Below are 24,236 nucleotides of genomic sequence, written 5' to 3' on the forward strand. Positions count from 1 at the left end.
AACTTAATAATCACGTAATCATCTATGTTACTAACGAGTACACTTATCGATTGGTCGCGCATGCAGTTTGCGATGACGGCGATGTACCACTGGCTATTTGTTCCCCTCACATTGGGAATGGGTATCGTGATGGCGCTTGCCGAAACGAAGTACTACCGCACGGGTGACGACTTCTGGAAAGAGGCTGCCAAGTTTTGGCAAAAGGTCTTCGGCATCAACTTCGCTGCCGGTATTGCTACTGGTTTGATACTAGAATTTCAGTTTGGCACCAACTGGTCTAACTACAGTTACTTCGTAGGAGATATCTTCGGAGCGCCGCTAGCGATTGAGGGCATGTTTGCTTTCTTTATGGAAGCCACCTTCTTTGCTATTATGTTCTTTGGCTGGGGCAAGGTCTCCAAGAAGTTCCACCTCACCGCTACTTGGCTCACTATCTTTGGAGCCACAATGTCGGCATGGTGGATTTTGGTAGCCAACGCTTGGATGCAGTACCCACAGGGTATGGTCTTCAATCCCGATACGGTTCGCCACGAGATGGTGAGCTTTGTGGATGTAGCCTTTTCTCCTGTAGCGGTGGTTAAGTTTTTCCACTCCGTTATCAGTAGTTGGATTCTTGGTTCGATTGTGGTGATGGGTATCAGTGCCTACTATCTACTAAGGAAGAAGAACCAAAGGTTTGCCATTGAGAGCATCCGCCTTGCAGCTTGGTTGGGGCTTATCTCGAGCGTCATCACCGCCTTCACAGGGCATCTCTCTGCCGGACAGGTAGCTAGTCACCAGCCTATGAAGCTGGCTGCGATGGAGAACATGTACGTAGGGCGCGCAGAAGCTCCGCTCAGTGCCTTTGGTATCGTAAACCCTGATAAGAAGAAGACCGACTGGGCGAGCGACAAACCAGACTACCTCGCAGGGCTCAATATAGAGCTACCTTATGGTCTCTCAATCCTTTCATACAACGACCCTAGTGCATTTGTCCCAGGTATCAAGGACATCCTAGAGGGTTACACGGCATACGATGGCACAGTAGTTCTACCTGCGAGTGAGCGAATAGAGAGAGGCAAGATGGCAATCCAAGCACTTGCCGACTACCGAGCAGCCAAGGAGATTGGCAATGAGGCTGAAGCTGAGATCCAAAGGGGCATCCTCGATGCCAATATGGAGCACTTCGGATACGGGTATATGTCGAGCGTAGAGGAGCTAATCCCTAATGTACCCATGCTCTACTACAGCTTCAGGACAATGGTAGGCTTGGGGATGCTCTTCATCCTCATCTGCCTATTGCCTATATTCTTCATTAAGAAAGACCGTGAGAAGTTTGCCAATATGCGCTGGTACTCATGGGTACTCATCCTGAGTGTACCGCTCGTATACATCGCAAGCCAATGTGGTTGGGTGGTAGCCGAGGTTGGACGTCAGCCATGGACCATACAGAATGCGCTACCAGTGCAGGCTGCTGTATCCAATATCGCCGCCGGTGCTGTGAAGACAACCTTTATACTCTTCCTTGTGCTCTTCTCGGTAATGCTCATTGCAGAGCTGAGTATCATGCTAAATGCTATCAAGAAAGGGCCTAATACAGAGGCAGAGAACATAACGAATGTAGAGCAATAATTGAGAAAGCGCTATGGATAAATTTATTATGCTACAAGACTACTGGTGGTTTGTGATATCCCTCCTCGGTGGTTTGCTTGTATTCCTGCTATTCGTGCAGGGTGGTCAGTCCTTTATATTCTCCCTCTCTAAGGACGCTCTCCAGCAGAGAATGCTGGTCAACTCTACTGGTCGCAAGTGGGAATTTACGTTCACCACGCTGGTAACCTTTGGTGGTGCGTTCTTTGCGGCTTTCCCATTATTCTACTCCACCAGCTTCTACGGAGCCTATTGGGTGTGGATGCTGATTCTTTTCTGCTTCGTAATACAAGCTGTATCCTTTGAGTTCCAGAACAAAAAGGGCAACGTTTGGGGCAAGAAGAGCTACCAATGGGCGCTATTTATAAATGGTGTATTCGGCCCTCTTCTGCTTGGTGCCGCTGTAGGTACGTTCTTCACAGGAGCCAACTTCGTCATCGACAGAAGCAACATCGCCAACCTAGGTGGCAATCTATCGGTATCTACCTGGATGCCTTTCGATGGGATGATGCTCCACGGGCTAGAGGCTGTGCTCAATCCTTGGAACCTTGTGCTTGGGCTAGCGGTACTTTTCTTGGCGCGCACCACTGGCCTGCTCTACTTTATCAATAACATCCGCGAGCCCGAGGTACGCGTGGCGGCTCGGAAGAGACTAGTGCCCAATGCTCTTATCTTCCTCGTATTCTTCCTCGCGTTCCTAGGTTATCTACTCACTGCCAATGGCTTTGCAGTAGACCCAGCCACTGGGTCGGTATCGATGGAGCAGTACAAGTACCTCCACAACCTTATAGAGCAACCGGTACTCTTGGTGCTCCTATTGCTCGGTGTGGTGGCTGTCCTCTATGGTATCGGCATGACCATCGTGAAGGATGGTTTCGTGAAGGGCATTTGGTATGAGGGCGTAGGCGTAGTAGTGGTAGTCACTACCCTATTCCTACTTGCAGGGTGGCACAATACCGCCTACTACCCATCCTTTGCCGACCTCCAGAGTTCACTCACCATCCGCAATAGTAGCTCCAGCACATACACCCTTGAGGTAATGGCGTATGCTTCGCTAGTGATTCCATTTGTGCTAGCTTATATCTTCTATGCATGGCGCAAACTAGACTTCCACAAACTGGATAAGGAGGAGCTAAAGAAGGGTAATCACTACTAACCCTTTTGGGTATTCGATAAAAAGGTCGACCCTTTCTCTAGAAAAGGTCGACCTTTTTCGCAGAAAGGGTCGACCTTTTTCACTGAAAAGGTCGACCCTTTTTTCTAGCTACGCAAACCCTCCTCTAGGAGCGCGTGCTGGCTCACTTCAATATCTGCTCGATATAGGCTACTAGTTCCTCTCTTCCTGTGCCCTTTTCCGATGAGGTAACAAAGATAGGTGGCAACTCTTCCCAGCTCTCGCGAAGTACGTTTTGGTACGCCTCTACGTGCAGTTTGAGTGCCGACTTCGAGAGCTTGTCTGCCTTGGTAAAGACAATGGAAAAAGGAACACCTGCTTCGCCCATCTCATTGATAAAGTCTATATCTATCTTCATGGGATCATGGCGGACGTCTACGAGGATGAAGAGGTTCACCAACTGCTCACGACTCAGAATATAACCATAGATCATGCTCTTGAAACTACTTCTCATCCCCTTTGGAACCTTGGCATAACCATAGCCTGGGAGGTCGACAATGTAGAAGCTATCATTGACCAAAAAGTGATTAATCAGCTGGGTTTTACCCGGGGTAGACGAAGTCTTTGCCAAGCCTTTGGCGTTGGTGAGCATATTAATCAGAGACGATTTCCCGACATTAGACCTGCCGATAAAAGCGAGTTCCATGCGCCCATCGGTGGGGCACTCTTCTGTTTTGGAGCTGCTGGTTGCGAATGTTGCTTTTGTAATATCCATATTTCTTTACTTAAATAGGTCGGTCATATCCTCTGTTACTTCTTGAAAACTATTGGTAGCGTCCTTGAAGAAGTCAAAGACCGTCTTGGTTCTGTCTTTCTCCCCTCCATGAAGCACCCTCAGCGATGCGGGGATGACCTCTATCACCAAGTGATCGCTCTTGCTTTTGGGCTCACCATCAACGTGGTAATTGACGGGGCTATCCACCTTTATCTCTATCTTTTTCCCGCGGAAGAAGGAGGTGTATTCACTCTTAGCGAGCTCCTTGGAGAAGAGCTGGAGGACTATTTTTGCTGCTTCGCCCGTGGGGAAGTCCTTGAGAATAGTCACGTCGAGCTCACCATCATCCATGCTTGCTTTGGGTGCAATGAATGCGTTATTGCCGTACTGCGAGGCATTGGCGACCGCAATCACTAGAGCCTTGGCTGTGACTTCGTAGTCGTCGACAAATAGATGGTACTGACGTGGCTTGTAACTGAAGTACTCCGAGATCACTTCACGCACATAGGTGGCGACACCTCGGATATCACTCTTGGCGAATTTCTTGGATACCTTGCCATCGAAACCTATGCCACAGGTGACGAAAAAGGGCTCGTCATTGGCTCTACACGTATCTATCGTAGCCACTTCATGCCTGAGGAGCGTATCCACAGCCTTCATGGCATCCATCGGAATCATCAGCTCTCTGGCGAGCCCATTGCCGCTGCCATTGGGGATAATGCCCATGATTTTATCCGAATGCACTAGTGCATGGGCAACTTCATTCACTGTACCATCTCCCCCTACTGCCACTATTACATCGTAATCGGAGTGCAGAGCAGACTGTGCAATCTCGTAGCCGTGACCCTCTCTTTCGGTCACATGTAAGGTCACCACATGACCTTCGGCGGCAATCTTGGCGACAACTTTGCCCAGCAATGGCATGCTATCGCTCTTCGGTCCAGATACCGGATTGGCAATAAGTAGATACTTCATGGGACTATTAGTGGGAATAATGAGTCTGTAGGAGTAAGGTGGTAGGCACTTTATCTACAATATCGGGGTGTTTGCTCTTGAGGGTTATCCACAGTGGGTAAGGCATGATCAAGAGGTCATGGTCGGCAAAACTGTAATCTCCCTTCGCGATATCGGGATAGAAATAATGGTGTATTTCGGCATGGGAGTCGGCAAGGAGCTGCCCAGAGAGCAGTTTGAAGCCGCTCTTATGCTTATCGGATAGCACCGAAATGCTCCGTGCTGGCTCGGCCAACCCTCTGTCTATTACCACGCCTACAGCGCAGTTGGTGATACTAACGAAGTCGTTAGTCTTGTCTTTGAAAAGGTTGTGGACGTTGAATAGCTCTGTTGCCGAAGCCAAAGTCCGACCAAAACGATTGACAAACCGTTCGCGCTTTGCCCGTATATCCTTATCCTCTGGATTGGTGGAGAGCTCCAGACTAGCACCTACGAGGAGTAGGTCGGTCTGCGTAACCTTCGTTGCTTTCACAATAGACTGAATGGGGTTATCGGTCACCTCATAATACTCTTCGACGTCGTACCCTTGGTTGTCGGCGTGCGACTGAATGGGTGCGAAACTCTGAGCACGATAATGTTCTGCGTCTCCCCAACTGGTATCGCTACCAATGGTAAGGTGAAGCCCCACAAGGTTTATCTTCTGTTGGAGCTTGGGGAAGAAGCTCTCCACGATTCTCATCATGGTAATGCCCGTACGACTACGTCCAAAGGAGAAGAGGATGTGGAAGCCATCCTTCACCGCTTTCACTATCTTTGCCGGCCATAGCTTATTCACTAGGTGGAGAATAGGCGTGGTCATAAAGGTGGTAACCAAGGTCATGATAACAAGTATCGCGTACATCACAGGAGAAAGGATTTCCAATTGCAAGCCCATGGATAGGATAACGAGCTCCATTAGCCCTCGCGTGTTCATCAAGACGCCCATGTATAGGCTGTCTCGCCTCGTTTCTCCCACTACACGACACGCACCGTATGTGCCACCTACCTTGCCAAGTATTGCCACAAGGGTGATGGCCAAGGTCACCCACCAATGAGCAGGTGTATTGAGTAGCCCTATCTGTGTGGAGAGACCACTAGAGACGAAGAACAAGGGAAGGAAGACGGCAAGGGAGACATCCTCAACCTTCTCGGTGAGCATGTGACGGAAGTTCAGATTGGTAGGCATCACCACTCCAGCTATAAACGCTCCGAAGAGGGCATGCAACCCAAGTATCTCGGTGACATAAGAGGAGATGAGTAGGACAACAAATGCAAGAGCCACGATACCTTTGCCCGCAACTTCTTTGGTATTGTAGGCGCTACCTATCACGGCAAATGCAGGGCGTACGATGAGGAACATCACCAGCATATACACCGCAGCGAAGAGCACTGTGAAGAGAGCGCTAAGTGGTGACCCCGCCTGAGCGATAGCCATTATCACCGCAAGCAAGCACCAAGCAGTAATGTCGCCATTGGCAGCACTCGCCATTGAGAGGACGCCAATGGGGTCTTTCATCTTGCCTTGTTCCTGAATAATCCTAGCGAGTACGGGAAAAGCGGTAACGCTAAGTGATATGCCTACGAAGAGAGCGAAGGTGAGAAGCGAACTTTTCTCCCCTCCATATGTATCATATAAGATAATGGACGCCATCACTCCTAGTATAAAAGGTGCCACGATGCCCGAATGTGCGATGACGAAACTCTTGCGAAGCTGCTTCCGTATCTCGTCGAGATCTAGCTCCATCCCTATGACAAACATAAAGAAGATAAGACCGAACTGACTCAGTAGGGAGATGTTGTGCAGGCTCGCACTGGGGAAAAGGAACTGAAATCCCTCTGGCCATAGCCAACCCATCACAGAAGGACCAAGGACAATTCCCGCTAATATCTCTCCGATAACGGAGGGTTGACCTAGCTTAGTGAAAAACCAAGCTACTATTCTCGCAAAGATAAGGATGACTATTACTTGGAGTAATAGCAATCCAAACGGAGAGATTATATGCCCCTTGAACAAGTCTAGAAAGATCCCAAACGCTTCTCCAAACGTACCATTTCCTCCTGTAGGCACCGCACTCGGGTCGGGAACTAGGGTAAGGAGGATAACCGCAACGACACCCACTATGAGCATAAGACCATAGTATATCAAGTCTCGGTTATTGCGCCACTTACTCATTATAATTACCTGAATTTGATTTTATCAATTATGTCTTTATAGGAAGGGAGTAACTCTAGAGACCTTCGCATCACTAGTTCGCGCGCACTCCTAAGGTCATTGGTAGCGCTCATCTCCTCTACCGATATGGGAGCGCCTACATATACATCTATATTAGTCCCCCTCTTGTTCGTGATCTCACGAGGCAGCAAGATAGAAGCTGGGAAGTAACCATATTTCTTAGCAAACCAATAGTAGCCACGAGAATTGTTCCCTTCAAACATTATAGGGAACATTGGCACGCCCGCCGACTTCATTATCTTCACGTTGTTCATCTGCCAAAGCTGTTCTACTGGACGTCCCAAGACATCATCAATATGAGGCACACCACCAGCAGGAAACATCCCCACGGGGTGATGCTCCTGTATCTGATGAGCTACCATACGTACTCCAGTAATATTCTTAGATGGGTCATGCACGTAATTCTTCTTATTTACTCTCGGCTGAACAGGTATCCAATAGTCCTTGAATGCAGTGATTCGATTAAGAAAACCATTGACCAATACTTTGAAATCATCACGGATATTGCCAATGATATCTATCAGTATGATGCCATCTAGCCCTCCATAAGGATGATTTGAAATGGTAAAGAAACCACCAATATCCTTCATTAGCTCCAAGTTCTCTTCCCCATGGAGTGTGTAAGTAACATCAATACGAGCGTCCGCCAAAATCGCTTTGGTAACTTCTGTCCCATGAAGATGACAATATCTATCGTGAATCCTATTGAGATCCTTGACCTTCAATAGGCTCAGGAGCCCTTCACCCAGTAGTCTTCCAAAGGGGTTCTTAAATAGAGGGTGAAGGATATCTCCTAAATCATCTACTGTTACCAAGAAGTTGTCAGGATTTACTTGTCTCTTTTCACTCATGATTTAGCCACTCAAGATAAATCTTACACAAGGTCTCGTGCTGGGCACGAGAGACTAATAGTACAATATTCAGGAACAATATCTCATACACAAAGTAAAACCAAGGAAGCCCCACAAGAGCAGAGACGAAGAGCGCAAGTGTGCGACCATTGAAAGTCATTAGGTTGATGAGCTTCTGTATCAGCATACTCCCTTGTCTAAACCCTCGAGATTCCTCGTCCGTGAATGGACTGACCACCAATCGACTAGCCAGCCTCTGAAGTCTTGGACTGAGCTTAGCCTGCATTAGCGTGTAGTAAGAGTAGATGCGACTCAGGAGCTTAGAGAAACCTGCTGGCATCGCATCGACCTTCGCTTTCACCGTTTCATAGCTCTCAAACTCCTTGCCATTCCGACCACCAATCACCCAAAGGTGAAACGTCTTATAGAGATCAGTAAGTGCTGCTTGTGTCAAATGGCTCAACATTGATAGCCCAGCCACGACAAAGAACAGCCACTCCCCTGTCGTATCATACATACGTAGCGAAATGGCAATGTACAATGTGATAAACCATAAGTCACCAGCCATACCATCTAGGATGCGCCCTATCTTAGACTTGATGCCCGTAAGGCGAGCCAATTGCCCGTCTACACAATCAAGGATATTCGCTGCCACAAGCCCAGCAATGCCCAGAAGGATCATCCCTATCGACTCGTAATAAAACAGCCAAGCGCCCATCATCCCCACCACAATACTAATTACCGTAATGGTATTAGGCGTAATGCCCGACCTTCTCAAAGACCATGCTATCCTAAAACCGACAGGACGGTAGAACACCCTGTCTATATAATTCTCTGTCTCCAAGGACTTCAGCGAGCTTAAGTACGCTTCACTCCTTTCTAGTCTATCTTTATTCATGAGTTCTCTCTTACTTATATGAATAACCGCCCGACAATGTGAGGATATCACCATTGAAGTAAGCGTTATCCAGTACGTAGGCAAATAGCGAGCCGACCTCTGCTGGTGTGGCGAAGCGGTGCAGCGCTACCTTCGCCTCAATATTTGCACGAATCTCTGCCGGTTTGGTCTTCTGCCATTCGGTATCTACAAACCCAGGGGCAATTCCCACCACTCTATGCCCATAAGGCTCTAGGTGCTTCACGAGATTAGTTACCAGTGCATGCACTGCACTCTTACTCACACCATATCCAAGCGACACCGAATGGGGTTGAATCGCCATCATCGAACCAGTGAAGAGGAACACCCCACCCTCTACCATCTTTAGGGCTAACCTCTTGGTCATCTCCACAGGGAAGTGAACATTGGCTTGAAATAGACGACGCCACTCCTCCATATCTAGCTCCTCTAGCGGAGACCTATTGGTTACATTGGCATTGAAGCACACCACGGTGGGGACGAAGTCTAGCTGCTCAAGGGCATCTTCTAGCGCCTCGCCCTCTTGTGCATCAGTCACATCCAGCTGACATAGGTGAAACGTCACATCATCATAGGTACCCCCTAGCTGCTCCAGCACCTCCAATGCTCGCTCAGCATCGCTATTGTAGGTAAGAAAGATCTCCTCTACATCACCGCGCTTAGCCATTGCCTCGACAGCTGCTAGTCCGATACCCTTCGAACCACCAGTCACCAATACCTTATGTCCCATACGTACTACTTATTCTCCTTATCGCAGTTGTCATCAATCATCATACCAGGGCTAGGCTTCTCCCGCCTACGCTCGTGTAGATGCGCATTGTATGACTCCGCTGCAGCCTCCTTGATATTGCTACTAGTAACACCCACACCGTATGGGAAGTAAAATACCTGTACGCCCATCTTCTTGAGATAGTCGTACTTACCATACCAGTCATCCCCTACCACAAAGGCATCGATATTCAGTTTCTTTACCGTCTCCGTATGATCCAAAGTATGCTGAGGTATCACTAGGTCTGGGGTCTTCAATGCCTCAATAATCTGCATCCTCTGCTCAAATGGGATGATTGGTGCTGCCTTATAACTCTTCACCAATTCATCTGTACTCACCCCCACAATTAGAATATCAGCCAACGCTCTGGCGTAATTAATCATTCGAAGATGGTTGTAATGAAACATATCAAATGTTCCAGAAGTGTAGACTATAACTTTATCATTAAACATAACACTAGCATTAAATTAATCGATTATAACTCATCATCACTCTTGGAGAGATCCAGACGCACATTGTCTTTTCCTCTCTCTACATACTGCTTCTGCAGTGGATGGGCAGTAGTCTCTCGATAACGCACCCTATTTCTGTGAATATCTATCGCTCGGTAGATTGCGTTTCTAAACGACACTTCCTTTGCTATTCCTTTACCAGAGATATCAAAAGCCGTACCATGATCTGGCGAAGTACGAATGATAGGAAGCCCACATGTAATATTGACACCCTCATCCATAGCGAGCAACTTAAACGGAAGTAGACCTTGATCGTGATACATAGAGAGTACTACATCGAACTGTCTATAATTACCGCTACCCCAGAACCCATCTGCTGCAAATGGACCGAAGACATGGTAGCCCGATGTCCAAGCCTCACTTACGGCTGGTGCTATTACATCTACCTCCTCATGACCTAATAGTCCATTTTCTCCTGCATGAGGATTGAGCCCCAATACCGCTATCCTTGGCTTCTCCACTCCGAAGTCCTGCTGCATAGTATGCTCCACGGCAGAAATGGCACTCAACACCCTCTCTTTGGTAACATATTGTGGCACCTCTCTTAGAGGCATGTGTATTGTCAACAGTGCTACCTTAACCTCATCAGCAGCGAAGAGCATCATAGGTTCAGCACTCCCCCTAAATGGCTCTGCGAAGAAGTCGGTATGCCCCACAAAAGGGAATCCCTGCTGTCCCATTACCTCCTTATTAATAGGAGCCGTTACCACAGCATCGATAGTGCCCCTCAACAAGTCCTCCCGAGCAGCCACCAATGCACGCTCTGCCAGCTTGCCTGCCAAAGCGCTCTGCGCACCATGCGATACGTTCACCTCTCCCCCATCGGTATTCACTTCCACGATATTGAGCTCACCCTCCACCGCATCAGCAGCACTCTTCACGATATTGTTACGGAGCGTAACATTAATCCCCAGCCCTTTCTTGTAATAGCTCAGCGCTTGGCTCGAGCAATACAATACTGGGGTAAAAAGCTCGACACAGCGATCATCCACAAGTGTCTTGAGGATCACCTCATATCCTATACCATTAAAATCACCGTGGGTGATTCCAATTTTTATCTTACTCATTCCTTATTACTTCCAATACAAAAGGCAATCATCAATATCTATTATTGCCCTGCCTTCCATCTATTCTCTAATTATTCCGTTACCGGACGCAAGGTGTACAGCTGAGACTCAGCATACACCATCAGACTTTTCTTCTTTCCCCCAGGGTTAAATATAGACATCTCTGCCACAACCACACGTCCATTTGCTACATCTGGCACCGCGTGCAGTACAAATGGACCACCCATCATATCGCCAACCATAGCCCAAAGACCACGAAGTTCTACACGCTGAGTACCATTGTATTCAAACTTCTTTACCTTCGGAGGGATTCTCTTCTCCGTCGTCATATAGGAGTCCTCATATTGTCCCTTCACATTCCGCTGCAATACACTATCACGCATCGCAATAATATGGCTTGGTTCGAGGCTCCCCACAGTCTCCAATGGATAAGTATAAATCATCAAGTCGGTACGACCCTTCTGCCCTTGGTCTGAAGCCCACACAAAGTCATCAGCCGTATTGGTAAACTTCAAAAGATTAGTAGCGTTGATAGTCCAACCTCCGATAGAATCCTGTATCAACTTCGCTAAGGCGCTTGAATAAGTAGTTTCAAAACTCATACTCATTCGCTTCATCTCTTCGCTATGGATTATGTCTGTAAGATATCCCCCCCTCTGCCTGAGCAATTTATAGAAGTCCTCTACGCTTCCTGCCTTCGCATGGATAATCAATTGCCCACTCGCATACTGATCATGTGCAAGACCCACAGAAGGTCGAGTATACATTTCAGGATCTATAGAGATATAGAGCACATTACGCATCGTTTTGAACATCTGAGTAAAGTTTTTCTCAGTTGTCGTCATGACAGTCACCATAGGCTCTGCCTGTGGTAATATAGGCATTGGTCTGCCGAAAGTTGCCTTGATGCTATCCCTCAGTGCCGGGGTATCATATTCCAATGGCACCACAGCCACCATCTCCATTGGTGTACCACTTGCACCAAATAGTCCTCCACTAGTTGATTGCTTTTGCTTGCCACAACTGCTTAGAAATAGGCTACCAAATAGCAATACTGCCACCACATAAAAATAACTATGCCCCTTATGATCCATCATCACGCATCCATTTATATTACACAATATGGGCAACGCCCCTTCACTCCCACAAATGTACCAAAAAAAGGTAGAAGAGCGCACGAGGGCACTAGACCATTCCCCCAGATACGATTCATCCTGAAATAGTAGACTACAACTACTATCTCAGGATGAAATCATCAATCGATATTTGCACAATAGAGCAAACAAACGATATCTCCTATTATTACAAGTTACTCATCGAGTACTATAATACGATCGGCGAAGTAGCCTGGCTTTAGCTTAGCGGCCTCGGTCACTTTCTTGCTATCGTACTCGAACTTGTAGAACTTAGTCTGCTCTTTATCACTGATACCGAGTAGAGCATAGTCCTTCTCCACCACGATAAGTTGGGTATAGTTACCACCTTGGCTAAATGGAATACCTTCAATACGGTACTGCTCTTTAGTCTCCAAATCCACAACAGCCCAGAAGAAACGGATAGGATCTCTCCAGCCTTTTGCCCCAGTATAAACTGGATTCTCCAGATATACAATTACCTTGCTGCCCTTCATGTGGTGCATTGTGATGATCTTACTATGCTCCATGATATCAATCTTGAAGTTAGGATCTGCCTTATACTCCCCTGCCTTGATACGCAAGATATGACCATGCTGTTGGCTTGAAGAAGTTGCCCCCTCATTGGTCGTGTTACAAAGCATATAATAGTCCCCCTTGGCATCAAAGAAACCATGGTCTTGCCTTAGAGAACCAAAAGAGACGAATCCAGGACGGTGTGCCCTAGTCTCCTTCTCTACATGCTTAACTGCCATTGTTGCGAGGTCAATAGTAGCGGTAAAGAAGTATCCATGGCTATCTGGCTTCTTTTCCGACTTATCCTTGTTCCTATCCTCAAGCCTATAGTTGTACAATAGCACATTGTCGGTCCTTCTGAGTGCCATCAAACCACATGAGGAGTACATATCCTTTTCGCCAAGCTCTTGAGGGAACTTCAGCGTACCTTTCGCTATTACCTCCATCTTTTCGGCATCCACCTTCACCCAGTTCACAGACAGCTTATTTTTAGGCGCGCCCACCATGATCAATGTCTTATCATCCAGCCACGCATGTGCAAATCGTCTATCGCTCAGTTCATTAAGTGGGAACTGCTTAACAATCGCAACATTCCTGTGAGAGATCTTGTACTTCCCAAAGTTATAATCCCTATTCAGGCTATAATAGTAACCTTTGTGATAGATTACGAATGGTGTGATACCCGATTTCTCTGTTTCAGCTCCTTTATTACGAATGTCATACTCCCCCTCTAGGAGGGTTGGCATCTTTTTCACTACGTGAGGGTCTTGTTTTGGGGTTGAAGAAGTACCCTCCCCTATAGCTAGCCACAAGTCATACTTAGCTGGGAGAGAATCTTCGAAGTCATCTGGTGCTTCCTTTTTGCCACAGCTAGTAGTCATGGCAACCATCAATATTGCCACGAAAGAAATTAAAAACTTACACTTCATAAAATGTATACTCAATTAGTTTATAAATGTTGTGAGCTTAACAAATATCGAACGACCAGGCTTTTGCAGTTTGTAGTTGTCGTAATTAATCTCATCAAAGAGGTTATTACAATTGACAGAAATAGTTTGCCTACGGTTATTAAATGCCCAAGTCGCACCTACGTTAGTCGTCGTCTGAGTGGGTATCAGTGCTTTAGACTCCTTAGCCCCAAAGGCTGCCCAAGTAAGATAGAACCAACGCACATATCCAAATGAGGCATTCAACCTCAACTGGCTACGCTGTACTCCAAAAGGATGCTCCAAAGAAACACCCATACTCGCATTGGCATAGAAGAATGGCTTATTAGGGATACGGTTGTTATAGGTAATATCGAGTCGACCATCCGAAAGCCTCTCACTCCTATTACGTTCATCCGTATACGTTGCATTGACACCGAAGTCCAAGAGGTGCTTATACCGGTACTGCACATCTACCTCACCTCCCAGCACCCGAGCAGCGCCGACATTCTCATAAGTACTTATATCATCACTCGTAATCTTACGCCGTATGTAATTGGTCACATCGCGCATAAATAACGCTGCCTCATAACTCATTTGGTGCGCCTCACTTATCTGAATATTGCCATAGAGTGCGACATTCAGGTTGTGTGCCTGCTCTGGCTTTAGCTTGAAATTAGGGTAAATACTTGCGCCATTGCCCAGAAATTCGCGCGCAGTAGGAAGCCTTGTAGCACGCTCATAGGAAGCCTTTAGAGCCACCTCCTTTGCGAAGGTCACCCTAGTGCCCAGACCAAAACCTATTTGGTTACGCGTGAGATTAGGTTCCACATCCTTTGCCCCAGTAATCCAAGACATATCCTTTTGTTCCATCCTGGCTCGGAATATGTAGTCCTTTAGGAACAAAGTAGAATTGATCCTATCACCCCAAAAGTATCGACTGTACGAAAGCCCCAAAATATGGCGCGCGAGGAAGTCATTGGTCGGCACAAAGGTCTTATCGTAGTCATCGCTTCGCTTATTTTGATTGGCCGTTAGCGTATAATTAAAGTTGAGTGAACTAATTGGCGTCAGATGATATGCCAAATTAGCTCTTAGGATAGTAGTGGGGCGCTTAGTATGCCTGAGTATCTTATTGCCCCGCCCCATCACTTCGTTTCTATACACCTCTTCGTACGAGCCATCCCAACGGTACTGCCTAAACGTAGTATCAGCATACAAGATATGCTCCCAAGTATGAGACGCAAAGAGCTTAGCGGTAAGCCCTTTTACCAACCAGTCCTTCTTACTATAGTTTAGGGAGAGACGAAGAGCATCCCTATGCCTCTCGGCGGCTCCAATCACCCTTTGTTGGCTAAAACCAGTCTGTATCTCACTACGGCTCTTAGCATAGTAGACTCCTACGAGAGCTTCATCCGCCCATTTTGTCTGCGTAAATCCTACCTGTAGTTCTCCATTTATAGAGCAATAGCCATCGTGGAAGCGACGATAGTCTCCTTTCTGAAACTCATTTTTATCAGCATTCCAGACCTCCACACCTTTCATCATATAATCATTACGGGAGCTGGTATAGCTAGCGTCTCCTCGGACAGTAAAGCCATTATCGTTGTGCCTATACGAGCCATTGATATCGGCACCATAGGTATGAAACGAACCTCCATTGACAGAGACATCCAAGAAGTTTTTGCTTTCCTTACGGGTAACAATATTCACAGCACCACCTAGCGCATCAAGCCCCAGTTCTGGAGGGACAACCCCCTTGTACACCTCTACTCTATCCACAATATTAATAGGCAGATTGGCAATATTCGCCCCGCTCCCCAGAGACGTAAGAGGTACACCATCAATAAAGTACCGTATCGCATTACCCCCTAACCCACCTAGCGAGAGATCGAAGCTCGAGCCAATACCGCCATCTTCCCTGATACGCACACCACTCGTGTACGACATGAGCTGATTGAGACTACTATTGGACGCCACATATGGGCGGATACTCAAACTCTTAGCTGCATACACCCCCTCCTGCATCTGCTGAGTGTGGTCTGGGCCTACCACGAGCACCTCGCCGAGGAGCTTATAATCTTCCTTGAGGCTAAACGTAATATTGGTATCCTTATCCAACTGCACCTTCTGAACCTCTGTCTTATAGCCAAGTAGAGCAATCTCAAGCGTATATCTGCCTGGGGTTAACTTCATACTGAATGCGCCCTTGGCATCCGTTGCACACACTTTCCCTCTGCCCTCGATAGAGACAATAGCATAAGGGAGTGGTTGGTGTCTTTTATCATCTACCACCCTACCGCTTAGCACAAAAGACTGTGCCAACGCTCCAATAGAGTAGATGAGACTAAGGGCTAACGATAATGCCAGTCTATTACTCATCGGCATGGAGTTTTTCGCCTGTAACCTCATAGACCTTCTTCTTCTCTCCAATCAACACTCGTCGATGATTGGAGTAGAAGTCAATCTTATCATTAATAACCTTCAGTATCTGTGGCAATTCTCCTAAGCCCTGAATAGTTGCTTCCACTTCGTAACCCTCCTTCGTTAATAGCTCCTGCCACTCTCCAGCAATATCCTCCTTTGCATGCTCTCCGGCTACAATCATAAGAGGTCTGAGCAGTACTTTTTTGAGCCCTGAAGCCTTAAGCCTCTGTAATGCTTGTTCGAAATGAGGATACCCCTCTACACATCCTATCATAATATTAGTATATCCTCCAATTTGAAGCATGTGATCGAGCATCGCATACTGTGCTGTAGCGACATCATAAGTACCATGACCTACCCATATCGTAGCCACATCTGGTTGCGCACCCTCTGTCATTACCTTTAGCATCTCGGAGTAGTCCGACTCATGATAGAGCAGCGGGGTTGCTACCCTTAGCCTTTTGAAGAGACCTTCTACCTGTTCTGCCTCTTGCCTTACCGATACCATCTCTACGCCATTAGTCAGCGAAGTAGAGATGATAAGTACATGGGTATAACCATCCTCATGTAGTTTATTGAGCGCCTGAGAAGGATTCAGCTTAATAATACCCTTGTGGTCGGCAAGTCTTTTAATAATAATCCTAGAGGTATAAGCCTCACGGACCTCAAGGTTGGAGTGCTGTAGTTTCACAGCTGCATTGATGGCATCTAGGGTAAGCGCCCTAGTATCATCGTGTGTCGTACCAAAGTGCACCATCAGTATGGCACCCTTGTCTCCTTGTTCGAGGTTTTCAAATAGGGGGTCACGCTCAAAGACTTTGTTCTGAGCATAGAGATCTTGATTACATAGCATAGCCACAACGACACAAACTGCCGTCAGTAGAAAACTTCTCATGGGTTGAAAAAAAATCTCAAAATAATACCAGCACTCTGCTCCCCGAAGTGCAATAATACTCATTGGACATGGCAGGTCTCCTGGCTTGCTTACCTCGGACGACCTTCCCATCTTTATTCAAGACAGTGGTTGAATAGATTATCCGAAGGCATAATAATAGCTTACAGTAGCGGGCACTGCTCCAGAGTTCCACTGGATTCCCTCTTATGCACCATATAAACAAAGCGAATGCTTCTGTGCATCACCATCTCCACGAGTGCAAATGTAATAGTTTTTTTTGATGATTCTGAATTTTTCTCAATATGATTTAGTGAATGAACGATGTGTTAACACCCTAATTCGATTGTGGACCCCAACTATTATCCAATCGAACAATCCTATTAACTACCATAATTGTCAATCACTTAATACAGACAGAACACACAATCGTAAGAGTGGATACACATACGACTCATAACGAAGACGTATCTCATCAAAAATAGCTCGCGCAATCACCAAAATTTATTCCTAGGAATAAATTTATTTTTCTCTAGGAATAAAAATATTTATCTGTACAAATAAATTTATTTATTCCTAGGAATAAATTTCACTACTCTGGCGAGCCACAACTGTCGCTCCCCTGAGCGGATTTACCAACAACGCAATATGCTGTACTATAATATATTGCGATAATAATATATGAAGGTTGCTACCACTAAACTGCAATCACACCTGCGAATTCTGTGCTGAGAAATAATATTGCACTCCACTGTAGATGCTCCTAATACCTTATGTAGATTATCTTTTACCTTTACACCTTCTGTTATATTACACTTTATTTTGACTATATTGTTGTTGTATTGATTTTATTTGTATGTTTGCACCAATAACATATCGATTGTTTAGTAAAGCATTTTTAATCTATAAAGTTTGTATCTATGAACAGAAAGACAATTGCTTTCATGTGTACAGTTTTCTCAGCTTGTACACTATTGCTATTTAGTGTTTCCTGCTCTATGAGCAGAAGAGACGTTGAATCCCATTGATATTGATGTTTATGTTTTCGTGCAAATATTTATAGTCTATGATTATGAAAGCAAAGATAGTTTTATTCGTTATTTTCTCCATCCTGACGCTTTCGCTCAGTGGATGTTATCGATATAGCAAAGAGGAAACCCCTGAGTACTTTAGAAGCCAAGAGAGAGATCCTCTCCTCATCGGTAAATGGCGATCATTTAACCCAGAGACTCAAGAGTTATATGGGGATTACATTATTGAATATAAAGCAAATGGGGAATGTATATTTTCCGATATTAGCGATAGCGGGAGAAAGATTAAGCACTACTTTTACACAAAAGACAGTGCAATCTTTATTCTACTTATGGGTGATGGCTGCAAAATTGGCAGAAGTGTCCACAAACAGTTATACCGATTTGAGAAGAATAATACTCTACTCTATACCGGATGTGATGTGACTGGAGAATATGAATTCTACCCATTTAAAAGACTTTAGCATAGAGGAGTAAACACATTGGATGTGTAACAAGGAGAGAGTATACCAAAACTAACTCCTCTATTGGATGGTCTATGTATCTATAAAAGGACAGCTACTATCAGCAAGCAAAATACTTACTGATAGTAGCTGTTACAATAAGTTGAGAGAGGGATAGCGTGACACTGGAAAGCATCGCTAATATCACGCGTTATGCGAATCTGCCCCTAGCGAGGACGTGGGGTTGCTACCCCGTAATTTGTGATCACTCATGCATTTTGTAGAAGATCAATGTGTCTTCTTGGCAGGTTTTGTGGCTCCTGACACGGCATCGTACTTAGAGGAGAACGTCTTGGCCTTATCTCCTACTAGATAGGTTGCCACTTCGTTATAAGACTTTAGAGTAACAGCTTCGTAGCCCCTACTTTTCAGCAAATCGGTTATAGATTCCCCCAACGTAATAAGAGTAGTATTGTCGCCTATGAAATTTATTCCACTCTCTTGGCAGGCCTTGAAGTAGGCTTCTACACTTTTGGTATTAGAGAATACCATGTGGGTAAATCCGACACTCTTTAGAAGCTCTAAATAGTCTTGACTATAGAGATCTACCCTAGTGCTAGGGAACGTCTCAGCGAGTAGCACATTATCCTCAATCCTCGGGCAGAGCTCACTCACTTTTCGGTTCAGCGTAATTGCCAACACCTTAAGTTCTGGAGTAGGCTCTGGCATCTGATAGTCTTTGACCACCTCTATAACATCTCCCACAAGAAAGAGCGCTGGTGTCAGATGCTCATAATCGGCAAATGTAGGTGTGAAGTCTTTGATGCTCCCACGTATAACCTTTTGAGCTGGCAGAGTACCATTACTGATAATTACTGCAGGTGTTTCTGGAGATAGCCCCTCAGTAGTCAGGAGCTGGCAAATCTCAGGAACGATGCGAGCGCCCATATAAAATGCGATTGTACCACCTAGCTCTACGAGCGACTTCCACTTGAGGGCGTTCTGAAGGTTTTGGTCTTTAGTACTTGCGGTAACAAGGGTGAATGACCTAGCCAATGCACGATGAGTTACAGGGATTCCAGCATAGGCAGGAGCTGCAATAGCCGCTGTCACACCAGGAACCACCTTGACTTCTATATTCTCTTTGGCTAGAGCGAGTAGCTCCTCACCTCCGCGCCCGAAGACAAAAGGGTCACCACCTTTGAGTCGGACTACGAAATTGCCCTTTTTGGCTTCGTCAATAAGGAGTCTATTGATTTCCTCTTGCTTCATAGAGGGGCGCCCCGCTCTCTTGCCCACAGGAATAAGTCGGACATCCTTACGGCAGTGGAGTAGTATCTCTGGATTGGCAAGGGCATCGTAGAGCACGACATCTGCCTGCTTCAGTGCCTTTACTCCTTTCACAGAAATAAGCTCTGAATCGCCAGGACCAGCACCAACAAGATGGACAATCCCCTTTTGGGCGAAAGCACTAGAGAAGCCCCAAAAGGCAATAACGAAAGATAGTAGAGCAAATCGCCTACAAGTATAAAAGTGAGTATTCATACAATTGATATTATATTGATTCTTCTAATCTTCATCAAGAGACATAACTTCCTCCACTCGGAGGGGACTCATACTTCTATAGGTATCTATAGAAAGCAAGGTCTCTATCGATTCAGGGTTCAAAATTACTCATTTTCTAAGATATGGTGTGGCGAACAGCCGTGAATGCCGAATTAATTCATAGGCATTGCGCCAGCACATATATGCTCTACTCCACGTAAGATGTCCCTCCTCGATAACAGATGAAGGCAAATTATCGTAAGATTTCCCATAGAATTATTTGCTACTTTCGAGATTTATAGTATCTTTGCCGAGCAATCCAACGATACTAGGGTTGCGAAACATTCTTCCATAGCTCAGTTGGTTAGAGCATCTGACTGTTAATCAGAGGGTCCTTGGTTCAAGTCCAAGTGGAAGAGCTACATTTTAGAGATAAGAATTATTCTTCCATAGCTCAGTTGGTTAGAGCATCTGACTGTTAATCAGAGGGTCCTTGGTTCAAGTCCAAGTGGAAGAGCAGATACAGCGCCGTTAGTGGAGTCACTAGCGGCGCTTTTTTGTCTATCCGAGTCTGTCATCTCGTGTCGCTTTTGTCAGGGAGACCGCATTGGCACGTTTATTCCATAGAACTAGTAGATGAATATTTAATAATCAACATATAAGTAACGTAATAGATATGAATATCAAACCATTGGCAGACAGGGTACTTGTGGTACCTGCAGAGGCAGAGCAGAAGACAGCAAGTGGGATTATTATCCCAGACACAGCTAAGGAGAAACCCCTTCAAGGCATAGTGGAGGCTACTGGCAAGGGTACTAAGGATGAGGAGATGCTCCTAAAGAAGGGAGATCGCGTACTCTATGGCAAGTATGCTGGCACTGAACTGGAGCTTGAAGGCAAGAAGTTCATCATGATGCGACAGAGCGACATCCTAGCAGTGATTGAGTAAAATAATATAATTAGAAAAGAATATAAATAAGATATATGGCTAAGCAGATTAAGTTTGAAGCAGAAGCAAGGGAGCTCCTTAAGAGTGGTGTAGACCAGCTGGCAAATGCAGTGAAGGTGACGCTCGGTCCTAAGGGACGTAATGTAATACTCGACAAGAAGTTTGGTGCCCCTCACATCACCAAGGATGGTGTGTCTGTAGCACGTGAGATAGAGCTTGAGAATCCATTTGAGAACATGGGTGCTCAGCTTGTAAAGGAGGTAGCAACAAAGACTAATGATGATGCCGGTGATGGTACAACTACAGCGACTGTACTTGCACAGAGTATAATTAATGTAGGTATAAAGAACCTTGCTGCAGGTGCTAACCCAATGGATTTAAAGCGGGGTATCGATAAAGCTGTAGCTGCTGTAGTGGCTTCACTCCGCGAGCAAAGCAAGGAGATTGGTGATAACCTAGCAAAGATTGAGCACGTGGCTAAGATCTCTGCTAATGGTGACGAGACTATAGGAAAGCTCATTGCTGAGGCGATGGAGAAGGTAAAGAAGGAAGGTGTTATCACTGTAGAAGAGGCAAAGGGCATGGATACCACTGTCGAGGTGGTAGAGGGTATGCAATTTGATAAGGGTTATATCTCCCCATACTTCGCGACCAATACCGAGAAGATGTTGGTGGAGTTTGAGAACCCATATATCCTCATCTATGACAAGAAGGTGAGCACTCTTAAGGAGATTCTCCACATCCTAGAGCAAGTAGTACAGACTGGTCGTGGTCTGCTGATTATCGCAGAGGATATTGAGAGCGAAGCATTGGCTACCCTTGTGGTTAACCGTCTGCGTGGGTCACTCAAGGTAGCTGCAGTGAAGGCTCCAGGCTTCGGGGATCGTCGTAAGGCTATGCTAGAGGATATTGCAGTGCTAACAGGTGGTACGGTTATCACCGAGGAGACGGGTCTAAGCCTTGAGGCTGCTACTATGGAGATGCTGGGGTCAGCTGAAAAGGTAACGATTGATAAGGATCACACAACTATCGTAAATGGTAGCGGTGCTAAGGAGGATATCGAAGCACGTGTACAATTCATCAAGAACCAGATTGAGGCAAGTACTTCGGACTACGACAAGGAGAAACTACAAGAGCGCCTGGCTAAGCTAGCAGGCGGTGTGGCAGTACTCTACGTAGGTGCGCCAAGTGAGGTGGAGATGAAGGAGAAGAAGGATCGTGTGGAGGATGCACTGAGTGCTACTCGTGCTGCTATCGAGGAGGGCACAGTACCTGGTGGTGGTGTGGCATATATCCGCGCTACAAAGGCTCTTGAGGATTTGAAGGGTGATACTGATGACGAGCAGACTGGTATCGAGATCATCCGCCGTGCTATCGAAGAGCCACTTCGTCAGATTCTAGCCAACGCTGGTAAGGAAGGTGCTGTAGTGATCCAGAAGCTTAAGGAGAGCGAGGGTGACTTCGGGTACAACGCTCGCACCGACAAATATGAGCACCTAACCGAGACTGGTGTCATCGACCCTACTAAGGTATCTCGTGTAGCTTTGGAGAATGCTGCTAGCATCGCTGGTATGTTCCTTACTACTGAGTGCGTGATTACCGACATTCCTGAGCCAACTCCTCCAGCAATGCCTGGTGGTGGTATGGAAGGAATGATGTAATACGCCATTCATTCTAACACTGGGAGCCGTGGTGAGTGCAATCACCACGGCTCTCTATTGCTATAATCCATCTATAGATACCAAAAAGGGGCTACACAGCATCGATTGCGGTGTACCCCCTTTTGTATACTCTTGGGTTATCTCACCAGTGATATCTTAGCATCTTTATCGGCACCCTCAAAAGTAAGCTTACCTTCCTTTGCGAGCCATCCTAGTGCAAAGCGCACTTCGTCCTGCGTACGGATACCAGTAGCTTTCTGAAGTTCTTTTACCGTGAGTGGCTTTTTACTCTCATCAAGAGCATGCCAAATTAGTCCAGCATTTGTTCCAATAACATCAATCATTTCTTTTCTGCTTTAGTTGTTCATACCTTGTTTACAAAGCAAATTTACACATAATCAACCAAGTAGCAAAGAAAAGCTTCTAGACTAGTTGCTGGAAAGCAGAGACGAATTGGTCGCCCCTATCCTCGTAGTTATTGAAGAGATCAAAACTAGCGCAAGCTGGAGAGAGGAGGACGACATCTCCTTCATGAAGGTCGAGTGCCTGTATTTGTTGGAACGCCTCTGCCATACTATGGGCTGTGGAGGTCGGAAGCTGGAGAATATCGAAACTCTTGTGCAGCTTATCAGTATCGAGGGTAAGAAAGATGAGGGCTTTGGCTTTGGCTTTTACCAAATCATATATCTCTGAGTAGTCATTCCCCTTATCTGTACCACCAAGGAATAGGATGGTACGCCCATCGGGCATTGCACTTAGGGCATGGGCAGTGGCATCGAGATTGGTACCCTTAGAGTCATTGACAAAGGTGACGCCATGCCACTCACCGACAATCTGAGTACGATGCCTAACTCCACCGAAAGTGGAGAAAGCCTCAACAACCTCGGGGTGATCGGGCGCAATACCATAGGCATAGAGTGCTAGTGCAGCCGCCATGACATTCTGGGCATTATGCTCTCCTCGAAGACGGAAACTACTGAAGTCGTATGTAACTTCGCCTGGTAAGTGAATAGTCTTGCCATCGAAATAGGCAGTAGCCTTAGGATCTTTGCATGAGAAGGTAAGCATATGTTCGGCAGTGAGTGGATGCTCTATCCTTAGCTTAGAGAGGAACTGGTCATCGACATTGAGGATCGCATAGTCGCCCGCTCCTTGGTTACGGAAGATGCGCCACTTGGCGAGTGCATAGTTTTCATACTTATGGTCGTACCTATCTAGGTGGTCTGGAGAGAGATTGAGTAGCATAGCTATGTGGAGGTGCGTATCGTACATGCTGTCGAGTTGAAAGCTACTCAGCTCCATAGCAAATGTGTCGGCATCTCCATCGAGAACCTTACGAGCAAGTGAGACACCGATATTGCCACAAGCACTACTGTGTACCCCTGCGGCTCTCAGACCCATATCCACTAATGTAGTGGTCGTGGTCTTGCCATTGCTACCAGTGATACCAATAAACTGCTCAGGGCGCAGGTATCGGGCAGCGAACTCTATCTCGGATATAATAGGAAGCCCCATCGACTCGCACTGCACTATTACTGGGGCAGTATCAGGGATACCAGGACTTTTAATCACTTCACTTGCGCGATTGAGATTGGATAGGATATGCCCTCCCTCTTCGTAGGGTATGTGCTCCGACTGAAGCAGAGCTCTCATCTCGGATTTTAGCGGTCCATTATCAGAAAGGAATGGCACAAGACCCTCTTTCTTGGCAAGTAGTGCAGCACTCACTCCGCTTTCGCCTCCTCCGAGGATAACGATCTCTTTCCCTATTATCTCGACCAATGGGATTTGTTCACCACGTTCGTCCATAGGCGCTTCAGGGTTAGTGCGATTGATAAAATACTCTTTACTCAT

The 24,236-nt window shown here is 46.2% G+C and carries 20 protein-coding genes, 2 tRNA genes and 1 riboswitch; of the genes, 7 read left to right on the forward strand and 15 right to left on the reverse strand.

Going from position 1 to position 24,236, the window contains the following annotated elements; translation table 11 throughout:
* Positions 1-24: 24 nt before the first annotated feature.
* Together IX315_RS00395 and IX315_RS00400 are read left to right on the forward strand one after the other, a co-directional pair.
* Positions 25-1,611, forward strand: a complete 1,587-nt coding sequence (locus tag IX315_RS00395; protein WP_211837070.1) for a cytochrome ubiquinol oxidase subunit I — start codon at positions 25-27, stop codon at positions 1,609-1,611.
* 13 nt (positions 1,612-1,624) lie between these two features.
* A complete protein-coding gene (locus IX315_RS00400; RefSeq protein ID WP_134849146.1) occupies positions 1,625-2,785 on the forward strand; it encodes a cytochrome d ubiquinol oxidase subunit II in 1,161 nt (386 codons plus the stop codon).
* Between the two features lie 142 nt (positions 2,786-2,927).
* On the opposite strand, the gene yihA is transcribed toward IX315_RS00400, so the two are convergent.
* The 12 genes from yihA to IX315_RS00460 form a co-directional block, all read right to left on the reverse strand.
* Positions 2,928-3,518: a ribosome biogenesis GTP-binding protein YihA/YsxC gene (yihA, locus tag IX315_RS00405; protein WP_018357451.1), complete on the reverse strand. Its 591-nt coding sequence runs from the start codon at positions 3,516-3,518 to the stop codon at positions 2,928-2,930.
* 6 nt (positions 3,519-3,524) lie between these two features.
* A complete protein-coding gene (locus tag IX315_RS00410) occupies positions 3,525-4,493 on the reverse strand; it encodes a diacylglycerol/lipid kinase family protein (RefSeq protein WP_134849145.1) in 969 nt (322 codons plus the stop codon).
* Positions 4,494-4,500: 7 nt separating this feature from the next.
* Positions 4,501-6,684: a cation:proton antiporter gene (locus tag IX315_RS00415; protein WP_211837071.1), complete on the reverse strand. Its 2,184-nt coding sequence runs from the start codon at positions 6,682-6,684 to the stop codon at positions 4,501-4,503.
* Positions 6,685-6,689: 5 nt separating this feature from the next.
* Entirely contained in the window at positions 6,690-7,595 is a 906-nt protein-coding gene (locus IX315_RS00420) for a lysophospholipid acyltransferase family protein (protein ID WP_211835633.1), read from the reverse strand.
* On the reverse strand, positions 7,588-8,493 hold the full coding sequence (locus IX315_RS00425; RefSeq protein ID WP_211638172.1) for a CDP-alcohol phosphatidyltransferase family protein: 906 nt from the start codon (positions 8,491-8,493) through the stop codon (positions 7,588-7,590). The genes IX315_RS00420 and IX315_RS00425 overlap by 8 nt, the downstream gene beginning before the upstream one ends.
* Before the next feature lie 10 nt (positions 8,494-8,503).
* On the reverse strand, positions 8,504-9,241 hold the full coding sequence (locus IX315_RS00430) for an SDR family NAD(P)-dependent oxidoreductase (protein WP_211837072.1): 738 nt from the start codon (positions 9,239-9,241) through the stop codon (positions 8,504-8,506).
* Between the two features lie 5 nt (positions 9,242-9,246).
* On the reverse strand, positions 9,247-9,732 hold the full coding sequence (locus tag IX315_RS00435; RefSeq protein WP_018357445.1) for an FAD synthase family protein: 486 nt from the start codon (positions 9,730-9,732) through the stop codon (positions 9,247-9,249).
* A gap of 23 nt (positions 9,733-9,755) precedes the next feature.
* A complete protein-coding gene (gene pdxA / locus IX315_RS00440; RefSeq protein WP_134849140.1) occupies positions 9,756-10,859 on the reverse strand; it encodes a 4-hydroxythreonine-4-phosphate dehydrogenase PdxA in 1,104 nt (367 codons plus the stop codon).
* A gap of 71 nt (positions 10,860-10,930) precedes the next feature.
* Positions 10,931-11,956 (reverse strand): DUF4837 family protein, encoded by a 1,026-nt coding sequence (locus tag IX315_RS00445; RefSeq protein ID WP_018357443.1) that lies wholly within the window; start codon positions 11,954-11,956, stop codon positions 10,931-10,933.
* A 212-nt stretch (positions 11,957-12,168) separates the two neighbouring features.
* Positions 12,169-13,437, reverse strand: coding sequence for a hypothetical protein (locus IX315_RS00450; protein ID WP_244973036.1), 1,269 nt, complete (start codon positions 13,435-13,437; stop codon positions 12,169-12,171).
* A 15-nt stretch (positions 13,438-13,452) separates the two neighbouring features.
* On the reverse strand, positions 13,453-15,816 hold the full coding sequence (locus tag IX315_RS00455; RefSeq protein WP_244973037.1) for a TonB-dependent receptor: 2,364 nt from the start codon (positions 15,814-15,816) through the stop codon (positions 13,453-13,455).
* Positions 15,809-16,756 (reverse strand): sirohydrochlorin cobaltochelatase, encoded by a 948-nt coding sequence (locus IX315_RS00460; protein ID WP_033408055.1) that lies wholly within the window; start codon positions 16,754-16,756, stop codon positions 15,809-15,811. The genes IX315_RS00455 and IX315_RS00460 overlap by 8 nt, the downstream gene beginning before the upstream one ends.
* Before the next feature lie 53 nt (positions 16,757-16,809).
* Positions 16,810-17,020: riboswitch (cobalamin riboswitch) on the reverse strand.
* A gap of 805 nt (positions 17,021-17,825) precedes the next feature.
* Between IX315_RS00460 and IX315_RS00465 the strand changes: the two genes are divergently transcribed.
* Positions 17,826-18,248: a hypothetical protein gene (locus tag IX315_RS00465; protein ID WP_134849765.1), complete on the forward strand. Its 423-nt coding sequence runs from the start codon at positions 17,826-17,828 to the stop codon at positions 18,246-18,248.
* 267 nt (positions 18,249-18,515) lie between these two features.
* Here IX315_RS00465 and cobA read toward each other — a convergent pair whose 3' ends face one another.
* On the reverse strand, positions 18,516-19,772 hold the full coding sequence (gene cobA / locus IX315_RS00470; protein WP_134849766.1) for a uroporphyrinogen-III C-methyltransferase: 1,257 nt from the start codon (positions 19,770-19,772) through the stop codon (positions 18,516-18,518).
* 345 nt (positions 19,773-20,117) lie between these two features.
* Here cobA and IX315_RS00475 point away from each other — a divergent pair.
* The 4 genes from IX315_RS00475 (at position 20,118) to groL (ending at position 22,382) form a co-directional block, all read left to right on the forward strand.
* A tRNA-Asn gene (locus IX315_RS00475) sits at positions 20,118-20,191 on the forward strand.
* Positions 20,192-20,215: 24 nt separating this feature from the next.
* Positions 20,216-20,289, forward strand: a tRNA-Asn gene (locus tag IX315_RS00480).
* Positions 20,290-20,448: 159 nt separating this feature from the next.
* Positions 20,449-20,721, forward strand: a complete 273-nt coding sequence (locus IX315_RS00485) for a co-chaperone GroES (RefSeq protein ID WP_134849767.1) — start codon at positions 20,449-20,451, stop codon at positions 20,719-20,721.
* 35 nt (positions 20,722-20,756) lie between these two features.
* Positions 20,757-22,382 carry a chaperonin GroEL gene (gene groL / locus IX315_RS00490; protein ID WP_018358507.1) on the forward strand — a complete coding sequence of 542 codons (1,626 nt, stop codon included), beginning with the start codon at positions 20,757-20,759 and terminating at the stop codon, positions 22,380-22,382.
* Positions 22,383-22,519: 137 nt separating this feature from the next.
* Here the strand turns inward: groL and IX315_RS00495 are convergent, their stop codons facing one another.
* A complete protein-coding gene (locus tag IX315_RS00495) occupies positions 22,520-22,726 on the reverse strand; it encodes a winged helix-turn-helix domain-containing protein (RefSeq protein WP_018358506.1) in 207 nt (68 codons plus the stop codon).
* A 79-nt stretch (positions 22,727-22,805) separates the two neighbouring features.
* Complete coding sequence (gene murD, locus IX315_RS00500; protein ID WP_244973038.1) at positions 22,806-24,236, reverse strand: UDP-N-acetylmuramoyl-L-alanine--D-glutamate ligase; 1,431 nt, start codon at positions 24,234-24,236, stop codon at positions 22,806-22,808.

This window comes from Porphyromonas levii, assembly GCF_018206105.1.
In the GTDB taxonomy this organism is placed as follows: domain Bacteria; phylum Bacteroidota; class Bacteroidia; order Bacteroidales; family Porphyromonadaceae; genus Porphyromonas_A; species Porphyromonas_A levii.

Excerpts from the sequence above, each read along its gene's own strand:
- cobA (WP_134849766.1), bottom strand. The coding sequence starts at position 19,772 with ATGAATACTCACTTTTATACTTGTAGGCGATTTGCTCTACTATCTTTC.
- IX315_RS00420 (WP_211835633.1), bottom strand. The coding sequence starts at position 7,595 with ATGAGTGAAAAGAGACAAGTAAATCCTGACAACTTCTTGGTAACAGTA.
- IX315_RS00410 (WP_134849145.1), bottom strand. The coding sequence starts at position 4,493 with ATGAAGTATCTACTTATTGCCAATCCGGTATCTGGACCGAAGAGCGAT.
- IX315_RS00415 (WP_211837071.1), bottom strand. The coding sequence starts at position 6,684 with ATGAGTAAGTGGCGCAATAACCGAGACTTGATATACTATGGTCTTATG.
- IX315_RS00485 (WP_134849767.1), top strand. The coding sequence starts at position 20,449 with ATGAATATCAAACCATTGGCAGACAGGGTACTTGTGGTACCTGCAGAG.
- groL (WP_018358507.1), top strand. The coding sequence starts at position 20,757 with ATGGCTAAGCAGATTAAGTTTGAAGCAGAAGCAAGGGAGCTCCTTAAG.
- IX315_RS00400 (WP_134849146.1), top strand. The coding sequence starts at position 1,625 with ATGGATAAATTTATTATGCTACAAGACTACTGGTGGTTTGTGATATCC.
- IX315_RS00445 (WP_018357443.1), bottom strand. The coding sequence starts at position 11,956 with ATGATGGATCATAAGGGGCATAGTTATTTTTATGTGGTGGCAGTATTG.
- yihA (WP_018357451.1), bottom strand. The coding sequence starts at position 3,518 with ATGGATATTACAAAAGCAACATTCGCAACCAGCAGCTCCAAAACAGAA.
- IX315_RS00430 (WP_211837072.1), bottom strand. The coding sequence starts at position 9,241 with ATGGGACATAAGGTATTGGTGACTGGTGGTTCGAAGGGTATCGGACTA.
- IX315_RS00425 (WP_211638172.1), bottom strand. The coding sequence starts at position 8,493 with ATGAATAAAGATAGACTAGAAAGGAGTGAAGCGTACTTAAGCTCGCTG.
- IX315_RS00395 (WP_211837070.1), top strand. The coding sequence starts at position 25 with ATGTTACTAACGAGTACACTTATCGATTGGTCGCGCATGCAGTTTGCG.
- pdxA (WP_134849140.1), bottom strand. The coding sequence starts at position 10,859 with ATGAGTAAGATAAAAATTGGAATCACCCACGGTGATTTTAATGGTATA.
- murD (WP_244973038.1), bottom strand. The coding sequence starts at position 24,236 with ATGAGTAAAGAGTATTTTATCAATCGCACTAACCCTGAAGCGCCTATG.
- IX315_RS00435 (WP_018357445.1), bottom strand. The coding sequence starts at position 9,732 with ATGTTTAATGATAAAGTTATAGTCTACACTTCTGGAACATTTGATATG.
- IX315_RS00495 (WP_018358506.1), bottom strand. The coding sequence starts at position 22,726 with ATGATTGATGTTATTGGAACAAATGCTGGACTAATTTGGCATGCTCTT.
- IX315_RS00450 (WP_244973036.1), bottom strand. The coding sequence starts at position 13,437 with ATGAAGTGTAAGTTTTTAATTTCTTTCGTGGCAATATTGATGGTTGCC.
- IX315_RS00465 (WP_134849765.1), top strand. The coding sequence starts at position 17,826 with ATGAAAGCAAAGATAGTTTTATTCGTTATTTTCTCCATCCTGACGCTT.
- IX315_RS00460 (WP_033408055.1), bottom strand. The coding sequence starts at position 16,756 with ATGAGAAGTTTTCTACTGACGGCAGTTTGTGTCGTTGTGGCTATGCTA.
- IX315_RS00455 (WP_244973037.1), bottom strand. The coding sequence starts at position 15,816 with ATGAGTAATAGACTGGCATTATCGTTAGCCCTTAGTCTCATCTACTCT.